The following is an 11,571-nucleotide window of genomic DNA, read 5'->3' as shown; positions in this document are numbered from 1 at the left end:
TCCGGGGGGCGTCATGCTCAAGCGTCGGCGCGGGTCACCGAGTTCCCCGGACTCCAGCTCGCTCAGGCGGGCCCTGGGGTCCCCTGGACGACCGGTCCGCTCAGGTGGTGGCGCGGGCCGTCAGGTCGGACCAGATGTCGTCCATCCGGGACTCCAGCTCCTCCAGGGTCCCCTCGTTCGGGACGACGATGTCGGCGATCTCCAGCCGCTCCTCGCGGGTCGCCTGGGCGGCGAGCCTGGCCCTGGCGTCCTGCTCGCTCATGCCGCGCAGCTCGACCAGGCGGGCGACGCGCACCTCGTCGGAGGCGTCGACGACGATCACCACCTCGTACATCGGGGCGAGCTTGTTCTCCGCCAGCAGCGGCACGTCGTAGATCACGATGCTGCCGGGGGCCGCCTGTTCCTGCAGCTCGCCGACCCTCGCGCCGACGAGGGGGTGGACGATGGCGTTGAGGGAGGCGAGTTTCTCGGAGTCGGCGAAGACGATCGAGCCGAGTTTCTCCCTGTTGAGCGAGCCGTCCTCGTGCAGGACGTCCGTGCCGAAGACCCCGGTCACGCGCGCCAGCCCGGGGGTGCCCGGCTCGACCACCTCTCTGGCGATCTTGTCGGCGTCGATGACCACGGCGCCGCGGGCGCCCAGCCGCCGGGAGACCTCGCTCTTGCCCGACCCGATGCCGCCGGTAAGCCCCACCTTCAACATGATCCGCAGCATACGCCGTACGGGCCGTGCTTCGGTGCGGTCGGCTGCGTCGCCCTTGCCGCATCCCGCCGACTCACCCCACAAATGGGCACAAATCACCCCTGGCGACGCCGGAGACCCCGTCTGCCGCCCTTCCACCTGGGACGCTCACGGAGCGCCGACCGGCGTACGGGAAGGCTCCTGGGGCCTTACAGCTGCCTGCGCATGTGCACCAGGGTGAGGTGGTCGCTCATCGGCTCCCTGCGGGTCTCGCGGTAGCCGTGGCGGCGGTAGAGGCGCAGGTTGCCCTCCGACAGGTGGCCGGTGAACAGGTCGAAGGCGAGTGCCGTGGCGGCCTCGTCGTGCAGGGCCGCCAGCAGGGAGCCGCCGATGCCCTCGCCCTGCCGGTCGGGGACGACCACCAGGCGGCCGACCAGGCAGGTCGTACCGGACATCCGGCCGCGGACCGACCCCACGATCCTCGCCCCGTCGCGGGCGACGAGCACGGTGGCCGTCTCGACGGCCTTGCGGACCTGGGCGGCCGACTCCACGAGCGGTGGGATGAACGGGTCGCCGTAGAGCTGGGCCTCGCCCACGTAGGCGGCGCGCTGCACGGTCAGGATCTCGCCCGCGTCCTCGGGCTCCGCCAACTCGATCACGGTCACGGCGCCACCCTAGCGGCGGGGCGAGAGACCGGGCGAGGCCGGGCGACCGCCACCGGACGCTCCCACGGACCCCCAAAGGGCCGGGAAGAAGCGAAGCGGCCTCGGTGGGGGGCGAGGAACCTCGCGAGGCCGCACGACAGGAGAAGCCCGGGAAACACGGGAAGGCCCCGCCGGGAACGCGGAGCCGCGACGGGAGACCCTTCCGGGAACGCGGAAAGGGCCCCGCCGGAGCGGGGCCCTTCCGTCGATCTTCTACCGCGTTGTCATGACAGCGAGGTCAGTTCTGGCCGCCCGCGAGCTTCTCGCGCAGAGCCGCGAGAGCCTCGTCGGAGGCCAGGGCGCCCGCCGCCGGAGCGGAGGAGCCGCTGCTGCTGGAAGAGGCGCCGGTGGAACCCGAGGACGGGGTCTCGCCGGAGTAGGACGTGGGGGCAGCCTCGCCCGCCTCGGCCTCGGCCTTGCGGGCCTCCTCGACCTGCTTCTTGTGAGCCTCGAAGCGGGTCTGAGCCTCGGCGTACTGCCGCTCCCACTCCTCGCGCTGCTTGTCGAAGCCCTCGAGCCACTCGCCGGTCTCGGAGTCGAAGCCCTCGGGGTAGATGTAGTTGCCCGAGTCGTCGTAGGTCGCCGCCATGCCGTACAGCGTGGGGTCGAACTCGACGTCGGCGCCGATCGCGCCCTCGTTCGCCTGCTTGAGCGACAGCGAGATCCGGCGACGCTCGAGGTCGATGTCGATGATCTTCACGAAGATCTCGTCGCCGACCTGGACGACCTGCTCGGGGATCTCGACGTGGCGCTCGGCCAGCTCGGAGATGTGGACCAGGCCCTCGATGCCCTCCTCGACGCGGACGAACGCACCGAACGGCACCAGCTTGGTGACGCGACCCGGGACGACCTGACCGATCTGGTGGGTGCGGGCGAACTGCTGCCAGGGGTCTTCCTGCGTCGCCTTGAGCGACAGGGAGACGCGCTCGCGCTCCATGTCGACGTCGAGCACCTCGACGGTGACCTCCTGGCCGACCTCGACGACCTCGGAGGGGTGGTCGATGTGCTTCCAGGAGAGCTCGGAGACGTGGACCAGACCGTCGACGCCGCCGAGGTCGACGAACGCACCGAAGTTGACGATCGAGGAGACGACGCCCTTGCGGACCTGACCCTTCTGCAGGGTGTTGAGGAACGTCTGGCGAACCTCGGACTGGGTCTGCTCGAGCCAGGCGCGGCGGGACAGAACCACGTTGTTGCGGTTCTTGTCGAGCTCGATGATCTTCGCTTCGAGCTCGCGGCCCACGTACGGCTGGAGGTCGCGGACGCGCCGCATCTCGACCAGGGACGCCGGCAGGAAGCCGCGCAGGCCGATGTCGAGGATGAGACCACCCTTGACGACCTCGATGACCGTGCCGGTGACGATGCCGTCCTCGTCCTTGATCTTCTCGATCGTGCCCCAGGCCCGCTCGTACTGAGCGCGCTTCTTGGACAGGATCAGGCGGCCTTCCTTGTCCTCCTTCTGGAGGACGAGGGCCTCGACGTGCTCGCCAACCTCGACGACATCCGCCGGGTCGACATCGTGCTTGATCGAGAGCTCGCGCGAGGGGATGACACCCTCGGTCTTGTAGCCGATGTCGAGCAAAACTTCGTCTCGATCGACCTTGACGACGGTGCCCTCGACGATGTCGCCGTCGTTGAAGTACTTGATGGTCAGGTCGATCGCTGCGAGGAACTCTTCCTCGGAGCCGATGTCGTTGACCGCTACCTGCGGGGTGCTCGAGGTGGCCTCAGTGCTGCTCGTCATGTGTGGAGTTGCTCCGAACGCGGACAGATGTCGATGTGGCGAACGCGCGGCAGGCCTCTTACCGTCAGCCGAAGAATTCGTCGGCGTGATCGAGCGCGAGCCCACTCCGTCCGAGACGCGCGCGAGCCCACAACGCAGCGATCAGCATATGAGACCAGACGGGTATGGTCAATCCAGTGACTCTACGCGTCCGCGTGCCGAAAGGATAACGATCTCGCTCAATAAGCGTTGATCTTCTTCTTCCAGTCGGCCCCGATACTACCTCGAAGCCCCCGGGGGATGGAGATCCGATCGGGATCGCCGTCGGCCGTGTAGCGCTCGCGGGGATGCTTGTCCAGCCACCCGAGCCAGTACTCGGAACACCACTTGCGGCACTCCCCCCTCCTGCCGTTGCTCTGGATCCGCTGGATCGCGCGCCAGTCGTGGTCCTTGACGAACGGGGAGACCGACGGTTCGGCACCGGCGAGGAAGACGCCCTTGAACCGATAGGACACTCCGTCCCATTTCCCTTTCTGAACGGTAGATCTTTTGCGGGGCATCGCGCCGAACGGCAGCGCCATCGTCTCCGAAGGGGGGACGCCGAGCCTCTTCAGCAGCCGCTCGACCCTGGCCAGCTGCTCGGCGATCTTCTTCTTGGACAGACTCGGCAGGTGGGGGTGGCTCCAGGTGTGGTTGGCCACCTCGAAGCCCCGCGAGGCGAGCCATCGCACGGCCCGCTCCTGGTCCTCGCGCTCGCGCAGGCCGAACGGGTCCCGGTTGACCCAGAAGGTGGCGACGGGCCGGAAGCCGGGGTACTTCTTCGCCACCTGGTAGATGATGCCGACCGCCGTGTTCCTGGCCGGGGTGCCGTCCGCGTCGAGGGCGAAGTGGCTGGGGTGGCCGTCGTCGAAGGTCAGCACGACCGGGTGCCTGCCCGCCGGGATGTCCATCCTCCCGGTGGCGAACTCCCGCGCGGTGACCGGCACGTAGCCGCCCCTGGCGAGCCGCTCCAGCTCCTTGCGCACCTGGGCGGGGGTGCGGTCGATGGAGGCCAGCCTCTTGCGGGTGATCCGGTGGTACATCAGGATCGGGACCGCCCCGGCCTCGTTGGCCTTCACCTGCCGGGCGAACTCCGCCGAGGCGGTGATCGGCGGCGGCAGCTCGGCCGAGGGCAGGTCGGGCGCCGGCGAGGGGGACGCGGACGGTGACGACGACGGACCGCTCGTCGTCGTGCCGGGCCTGGCCGCGCCGGGTGGCGCGGAGGCCGGTGGAAGCACCAGGAGCACCACCACCGCCACCACGACGACCAGCACGTTGGCCAGTAAAATGATCTTCGTCAGGGGGATTGGACTCCGCACAGAACTCCCGTGCCCGTCGAGCTTTCGGCTTGGATCACCAGCCTAGAACAGACTCGGACAGGCCCGGCCAACCAGCGAAGTCCGGCATCCGTGAGCCGGATCCCCGCCCCCGGGAAACACCTTCCGGGAGAGGCCGTCAGTGCCCGGCGTCCTCCCAGGTGCGGCCGACGCCCACCGAGACGGCCAGCGGGACGCGCAGGGAGTACGCGGCGTTCATGCGGTCGGTGACCAGCTCCCGCAGGGTCTCCAGCTCGCCGGGGGCCACCTCGAACACGAGCTCGTCGTGGACCTGCAGCAGCATCCGGGAGCCGAGCGAGGCCTCCTTCAGCGCGCTCTGCACGTTGAGCATCGCGACCTTGATGATGTCGGCCGCCGACCCCTGGATGGGCGCGTTCAGCGCCATCCGCTCGGCGATCTCGCGGCGCTGGCGGTTGTCGCTGTTGAGGTCGGGCAGGTAGCGGCGGCGGCCGAGGATGGTCTCGGTGTAGCCGTCGTTCCTGGCCTGGGCGACGATCGCGTTGAGGAAGTCGCGGACGCCGCCGAACTCCTCGAAGTACTCCTCCTTGAGCGCCCGCGCCTCGGGGACCGGGATGCTGAGCTGCTCCGACAGCCCGAAGTCGGACAGGCCGTAGGCGAGGCCGTAGTTCATCGCCTTGATCTTGGCCCGCATCTCCCCGGTGACCTTCTCCGGCTCGACGTCGAAGACCCGGGCCGCGGTGGCGAGGTGGAAGTCGTGCCCGGACTCGAAGGAGGCGATGAGCGCCTCGTCGCCGGACAGGTGGGCCATGACGCGCAGCTCGATCTGGCTGTAGTCGGCGGTGAGCAGGGTCTCGAAGCCCTTGCCGACCACGAAGCCCTGCCGGATGCGGCGGCCCTCGGCGGTGCGGATCGGGATGTTCTGCAGGTTGGGCTTCTCCGAGCTGAGCCGCCCGGTGACCGCCACGATCTGGTTGAACGTGGTGTGGATGCGGCCGTCGTCGGCGATCTCCTTGATCAGGCCCTCGACCGTGACCTTCAGCTTGGCCTGGTCGCGGTGGCGCAGCATGATCGTCGGCAGCTCGTGCTCGGTCTGGGCGGCGAGCCAGGCCAGCGCGGAGGCGTCGGTGGTGTAGCCCGTCTTGGTCTTCTTCGTCTTGGGCAGGTTGAGCTTGACGAACAGGATCTCCTGGAGCTGCTTGGGCGAGCCCAGGTTGAACTGCTCGCCGCCCACGGAGGCGTGCGCCGCCTCGACCGCCTGCTTCACCGCGGCGCCGAACTCGGCCTCCAGGGCGCCGAGGTGCTCCCGGTCGGCGGCGATGCCGGCCCGCTCCAGCTCGGCCAGCACGGTGACGAGCGGCAGCTCCACGTCGCGCATGAGGTGGATGCCGCCCAGGGGCTCCAGGAACGCCTCCAGCGCGTCGGCGAGCTCGCCGACCGCCAGCGCCCGCAGGGCGAGGTCGCGGGCGCCGTCGTCGTCCTCGGCGTCGAAGAGGCTGGCCTGGCCGCCGTTGTCGGCCTCGCTGCGCAGCTCGCGCCGGAGGTAGAGCCGCACGAGGTCCTCCAGCGGGAACGAGCGCTGGCCCGGCATCGCCAGGTAGGCGGCGAGCGCGGTGTCGCAGGTGAGGCCGCGCAGCTCCATGCCCTGCGCCCACAGCGCCAGCATCGGGCCCTTGGCGTCGTGCACGGCCTTGGGCCTGGAGGCGTCGGCCAGCCACTCGCGCAGGGCCACCTCGTCGGCCTCGGTCAGCGTGGTCGGGTCGATGAACGCCGCGCCGGGGCCGCCCTTCGCGCCGGCCGCCGCTCCCGCCCCGGCCGCCGCGATGGCGATGCTGTCGACGCGGCCGGTGCCGCTGCCGTACGCGCCCTTGAAGGCGAGGCCCGCGCGGCCCTCGGGCAGCGCGCGCAGCCACGGGCCCACCTCGTCGGGGCCCAGGGTGACGGCCTCGACCTCGAAGCCCTCCTCCGCCTCCGCCTCGGCCGAGCCGATCGTCTTGAACAGCCGGTCGCGGATCTCGCCGCGGAACTCCAGCGTGTCGAGGATCTTGTCGATCTCCTCGCGGTCGGCCGCGCCGATCTCCAGGGCCGTGACCTCGAGCTCCAGCGGCACGTCGCGGATGAGCTGGGTGAGCCGCCGGTTCATCAGCACCTGGTCGAGGTGGTCGCGGAGCTTGTCGCCGACCTTGCCCTTGACCTCGTCGACCCGGTTGACCAGCTCCTCCAGCGAGCCGAACTCGCGGATCCACTTGGCGGCGGTCTTCTCGCCCACGCCGGGGATGTTCTTCAGGTTGTCGCTGGAGTCGCCGCGGATGGCCGCGAAGTCGGGATACTGGGCCGGGGTGAGCTCGTACTTCTCCAGCACCGCCTCGGGGGTGAAGCGGGTCATGTTGCTGATGCCGACGCGGGTCATCAGCACGGTGACCCGCTCGTCGACGAGCTGCAGCGCGTCGCGGTCGCCGGTGACGACCAGCACGTTCATGTCCTGCTCGGCGGCGCGGGTGGCGAGGGTGGCGATCAGGTCGTCGGCCTCGTATCCGGCCAGCGACAGGTGCGGGACGCGCAAGGCGTCGAGCATCTCGTGGATCAGGCTCATCTGGCTGCGGAAACTGTCGGGGCTCGCGCTCCGGTTCGCCTTGTAGTCGGCGTACTCCTCGTGGCGGAACGTGGGCTCGGAGCGGTCGAAGCAGACCGCCACGTGGGTCGGCCGCTCGTCGCGGAGCACGTTGACCAGCATCGAGGTGAAACCGTAGACCGCGTTGGTCGTCTGGCCCGTGGTGGTGGAGAAGTTCTCCTCCGGCAGGGCATAGAACGCCCGATAGGCCAGTGAATGCCCATCCAGCAGCAGGAGACACGGACGAGTGGGGGTCGCTTCGCTCTTCGGCACACCGAAAGCCTAGTCTCCTGGTGCGACAGAAAACCTGGCCTCGTACGACAGGAGACGCCCCCTTGACCGTGACAGACCGCGACGAAGCCGCCCGGCGCATCGAAGAGGCGCTCGGCGCATCGCACAGGAACACCCTCGTGGACCGGATGGGCATCGAGATCACCGAGGCCACCGCGGAACGGGTGGTCGGCACGATGCCGGTCGAGGGCAACATCCAGCCGTACGGCCTGCTGCACGGCGGCGCGTCGTGCGTGCTGGCGGAGACGCTGGGCTCGACGGGCGCGGCGATCCACGCGGGCCCCGGGCGGATCGCCATGGGCATCGAGATCAACGCCACCCACCACCGCTCGGCCACGTCCGGGCTGGTCACCGGGGTGGCCACCCGGATCCACGGCGGCCGTACGCTCGCCACCTACGACATCGAGATCGTCGACGAGCAGGGCCGCCGGGTGTGCACCTCGCGTCTCACGTGCATGCTGCGCGACGCCTGACCAGGCTCTTCCGCGCCGTCGAACGCCCGGGAACACCCGCCGATCGTCTGATCACGTCTCGTCCTCGATCATAATCGGACCGCCTTTTTGCCATCCCCGAGCGAGGAGTCCGCTACGGTGGGTGACGGCGATGCCCGTGGGGGGGCCGAGTAGAAAACGTGCGGGGTCGGGGAAGCTCCGTATGGCGCCAAAGGTCTCCCCCGGGCTCGCCGCACTCGATCCAGGTCTTCGAAGCACCCCGGGCCGTTCCCTCCCCCGCTCGACCCCGCTCACCCCTGCTCGGACCCGCTCGACCCCTGTGACACGCGTACGGCCCGCGCCGGGCGGGCGCGGGCCGTACGGGACGGGACTCCGTGGCGGTGGGTCAGATGTCGGTGTGCGTCGGGTCGAGCACGCGGCGCAGGAAGGTCTTCGTGCGCTCGTGCTGCGGAGCACTGATCACCTGCTCCGGGGCGCCGTCCTCCACGATCACGCCGCCGTCCATGAACACGACCCGGTCGGCCACGTCGCGGGCGAACGCCATCTCGTGGGTGACCACGAGCATGGTCATCCCCTCCTCGGCGAGCTTGCGCATGACCGTGAGCACGTCTCCGACGAGCTCGGGGTCGAGCGCCGAGGTGGGCTCGTCGAAGAGCATCAGCGCCGGGCTCATGGCCAGTGCCCTGGCGATGGCCACGCGCTGCTGCTGCCCGCCGGAGAGCTGGGCGGGGAAGGCCTCGCACTTCTCACCGATGCCGACCTTGTCCAGGTTCTCCCTGGCGATCCGCTCGGCTTCCGCCTTGCCCCGCTTCAGCACCCGGCGCTGCGAGATCATCACGTTCTGCAGGACGGTCATGTGCGGGAACAGGTTGAACTGCTGGAAGACCATCCCGACGCCGCGGCGGGCGGCGTCGATGTCGACGTCGCGGTGGGTCAGCTCCACGCCGTTGACGACGACCTTGCCCGAGGTGGGCTGCTCCAGCAGGTTCACGCAGCGCAGCAGGGTGGACTTGCCCGACCCCGAGGGGCCGATGACGCAGACCACCTGGCCGGGGTCGACGGCGAAGTCGATGCCCCGCAGGACCTCGTTCTTCCCGAAGTACTTGTGCAGGTCGCGGATCTCGACCGCGTGGGCCGCGGGGGCCGCCGGAGCGTTCGAAGTCGAAGTCACTGTCACCGTCCCCTCGCCTGCCGCCGCTCCAGCCGGGACGCGAGGTACCCCAGCGGGATGGTGACCAGTAGATACGTCACGCCTACGACCAGGATGGGCGTGGCGTTGGCATAGGTCGAGGCCGTGTCGTTGCCGAACTTCGTGAGTTCCACGTAGTCGCCCGAGACGCCCAGGAACAGCACCAGCGAGGAGTCCTTGAGAAGGGACACGAACTGGTTGGTCGTCGGCGGGATGACGATGCGCACGGCCTGCGGGATGACGATGCTGACCATGGCCCGCGTGTAGGACATGCCCAGCGAGCGCGCCGCCTCCATCTGTCCCTTGGGGACCGCCTGGAGTCCGGCGCGGAGCGTCTCGGCCATGTAGGCCGAGCCGACGATCGTCAGGCCCAGGATGCCCTGCCCGTACGTGCCGCCGGGCACCTCGAAGCCGGTGATGGCCAGCGGCAGGAACAGGATGAGCAGGAAGACCAGCAGGGCGGGCAGCCCACGGAAGATCTCGATGTAGGCGACCGCGATCCACCGGTAGGGCCGCACCGACGACAGCCGCATCAGCGCGAACAGCAGGCCGAGCAGGAAGGCGAAGACGAAACCGCCGACCGAGTAGATGATCGTGTTCTTCAACGCGATCGTGAACAGGTCGGGAAGCGTCTTCTCGGCGATGTCGGGCCTGGTGAAGTTCTCCCCGAGCTTGCCCCACTCGATGCGCAGGGCGAGGAAGACGACCACGGCCGCCAGCACGAAGTACTGGACGCCCCTGCTGATCTGCTGCCGCTTACGGGGACTGAGCCCACTCCTGGCGGGGGTGCCCCCGCCGGGAGTGGGCTCGGCCGTCTTTGGGTGGTCGGTCATCGGTTAACCGAGCTCTCCGGGCTTCTTACCGAACCACTTGACGAAGATCTGCTCGTAGGTGCCGTCGGCCTTGGCCTCGGCGATCGAGTCGTTGATCGCCTTGAGCACGATCGGGTCGGCGCCCTTCTTGAGACCGACGCCGTACTGCTCGCCGGTGTCGAGGCTGGCGACCAGCTCGAACTTGTCGGCGATCTCCGGCTTCTTCAGCCAGGTGAGGACGACCGGGAGGTCCTGGACGATCACGTCGACCTGGCCGGACTGCAGGCCCAGCAGCTCCTTGGGGGAGTCGGCGAACTCCTTGGGGTCGAGACCCTTCTCCTTGACGTAGTCGAGGCCCGTGGTCGAGGCCTGGGCGCCGAGCTTGAGGCCCTTCGCCTTCACCTCGTCGAGGGTCTTGACGCCGATCCCCTTCTTGGCCAGCAGGGCCTGCGTGGCGTCGAAGTAGGGCTCGGAGAAGTCGATGTTGGCCTTGCGCTCCTCGGTGATCGTCATGCCGGCGGCGGCGACGTCACACTTGTTGGTGGCCATCGCCGCGCCGCTCTTGATGACGGCGAAGTCGATGTCGACGATCTCCTGCGTCAGACCGAGCTTCTTGGCGGCCAGGTCGACGATGTCGACGTCGAAGCCGACGACCTTGTCACCCTCCTTGAACTGGAAGGGCTCGTACGGGAGGTTGGTGCAGGTGGTCAGCTTGCCGGGGGTGACGAGCTTGGGGCCACCCGCGGCCGCGGGGGCGCTTGCCGAGGAACCATCGCTCGGGCTGGCGGAGGTGGACCCGCCACCACCGCAGGCCGAAAGGCCGAGCGCACCGGCGACGACCATGGCGCCCACCGCCATCGCACGACGGGAAACAAAACTCAGGCCCACGAAGGCCTCCTTACGGTCAATGTCGCTTCTTGTATGGATACCTCAGTGCAGGTCATGCTTCATCACCTGCATAATCATGCAGATCACCAGTACGACACAATTCGGACAACAACCGCGTCCGGAGTTTTCTGTTCAATACCCTGCCGTCACGCGGATCCGGGCGCCGTCACTTGCCGGATCGAGGACCGTCATCCGGGGGAGCCGTTGAACTTCAGGATTTACCTGGCTACCTTGCCGGATGTGCGTGGTCCCCTGATCCTGCTCACCGGCGCCGCCCTCGCCGCCGCCCTGTCCGGCTGCGCCGGAGCCGATCCGGCGCCCTCCGCCTCTCTCCCGGCTCCTCCGGTCACGCCCACCCCGACCTACGAGCTCCCGCCGCGCCCGGTACGGCCGGGCGAGAGCCCCGTCAGGGCCGCGCCGGTCACCGACGGCGACACCCGCTTCCAGGTGATCGGCCTGCAGAAGGGCCTGAGCGGCTTCTTCGGCAGCCACGCCGAGTGGCAGGCCAAGGGGCAGTACGTGATCGTGCGGATCCTGGTGGAGAACCCCGGCCGCACCAACGCCCGTTTCGACGCCAAACGGCAGAGGCTCGTCGCCTCCGACGGCGTCGCGTACGCGATCGACAAGTTCGCGCAGGCCATCAAGCGGCAGCCCGACGAGCTCCCGCTCGGCGCCGGGGTCAGGGTCGAGCTGGACCTCTGGTACGACATCCCCAAGGAGGCGAAGGTCTCCGCGATCCAGCTGTTCGGCGACCCGCCCCTCGGCGTGACCGGCGGCACCGACGGCGTGCGGGTGCCGCTGGCCTGAGCCGCCTCCGCCGCCGCCTGCCGCGGCACCGTATGTCCCGGTGCCGTTTGCTCCGGCACGGCCTGTCCCGGTGCCGTTTGC

The 11,571-nt window shown here is 69.1% G+C and carries 10 protein-coding genes; 2 read left to right on the top strand and 8 right to left on the bottom strand.

Annotated elements, in window-relative coordinates; all coding sequences use genetic code 11:
* Positions 1–100: 100 nt before the first annotated feature.
* The 5 genes from coaE to polA form a co-directional block, all read right to left on the bottom strand.
* A complete protein-coding gene (coaE, locus tag ACFYWM_RS01340) occupies positions 101–700 on the bottom strand; it encodes a dephospho-CoA kinase (RefSeq protein ID WP_389907153.1) in 600 nt (199 codons plus the stop codon).
* Between the two features lie 188 nt (positions 701–888).
* Positions 889–1,344 carry a GNAT family N-acetyltransferase gene (locus tag ACFYWM_RS01335; RefSeq protein ID WP_389907151.1) on the bottom strand — a complete coding sequence of 152 codons (456 nt, stop codon included), beginning with the start codon at positions 1,342–1,344 and terminating at the stop codon, positions 889–891.
* Positions 1,345–1,621: 277 nt separating this feature from the next.
* Complete coding sequence (gene rpsA / locus ACFYWM_RS01330; RefSeq protein WP_362835365.1) at positions 1,622–3,127, bottom strand: 30S ribosomal protein S1; 1,506 nt, start codon at positions 3,125–3,127, stop codon at positions 1,622–1,624.
* Positions 3,128–3,345: 218 nt separating this feature from the next.
* The gene (locus tag ACFYWM_RS01325; protein ID WP_389907148.1) at positions 3,346–4,464 is read right to left on the bottom strand and encodes a polysaccharide deacetylase family protein; all 1,119 of its coding nucleotides are present in this window, start codon (positions 4,462–4,464) and stop codon (positions 3,346–3,348) included.
* A 136-nt stretch (positions 4,465–4,600) separates the two neighbouring features.
* Positions 4,601–7,324, bottom strand: coding sequence for a DNA polymerase I (gene polA / locus ACFYWM_RS01320; RefSeq protein ID WP_389907146.1), 2,724 nt, complete (start codon positions 7,322–7,324; stop codon positions 4,601–4,603).
* A gap of 146 nt (positions 7,325–7,470) precedes the next feature.
* On the opposite strand from polA, the gene ACFYWM_RS01315 reads away from it, so the two are divergent.
* Positions 7,471–7,815, top strand: a complete 345-nt coding sequence (locus tag ACFYWM_RS01315) for a hotdog fold thioesterase (RefSeq protein WP_350967528.1) — start codon at positions 7,471–7,473, stop codon at positions 7,813–7,815.
* Between the two features lie 364 nt (positions 7,816–8,179).
* Here the strand turns inward: ACFYWM_RS01315 and ACFYWM_RS01310 are convergent, their stop codons facing one another.
* Genes ACFYWM_RS01310 through ACFYWM_RS01300 form a run of 3 tightly spaced genes read right to left on the bottom strand, consistent with a single transcriptional unit; the run spans position 8,180 to position 10,683 of the window.
* Complete coding sequence (locus ACFYWM_RS01310; RefSeq protein WP_389907144.1) at positions 8,180–8,965, bottom strand: amino acid ABC transporter ATP-binding protein; 786 nt, start codon at positions 8,963–8,965, stop codon at positions 8,180–8,182.
* 2 nt (positions 8,966–8,967) lie between these two features.
* On the bottom strand, positions 8,968–9,816 hold the full coding sequence (locus tag ACFYWM_RS01305) for an amino acid ABC transporter permease (RefSeq protein ID WP_389907142.1): 849 nt from the start codon (positions 9,814–9,816) through the stop codon (positions 8,968–8,970).
* 3 nt (positions 9,817–9,819) lie between these two features.
* Positions 9,820–10,683: an ABC transporter substrate-binding protein gene (locus tag ACFYWM_RS01300; RefSeq protein ID WP_389907140.1), complete on the bottom strand. Its 864-nt coding sequence runs from the start codon at positions 10,681–10,683 to the stop codon at positions 9,820–9,822.
* A 240-nt stretch (positions 10,684–10,923) separates the two neighbouring features.
* Here ACFYWM_RS01300 and ACFYWM_RS01295 point away from each other — a divergent pair, with 240 nt between their 5' ends.
* Positions 10,924–11,490 (top strand): DUF4352 domain-containing protein, encoded by a 567-nt coding sequence (locus tag ACFYWM_RS01295; RefSeq protein ID WP_389907138.1) that lies wholly within the window; start codon positions 10,924–10,926, stop codon positions 11,488–11,490.
* The last annotated feature ends 81 nt before the right edge of the window (positions 11,491–11,571 follow it).

This window comes from Streptosporangium sp. NPDC002721, assembly GCF_042888905.1.
GTDB lineage: Bacteria > Actinomycetota > Actinomycetes > Streptosporangiales > Streptosporangiaceae > Streptosporangium.
Note: the sequence above shows the minus strand (reverse complement) of the source record. Positions and strands in the feature narration are given on the sequence as shown.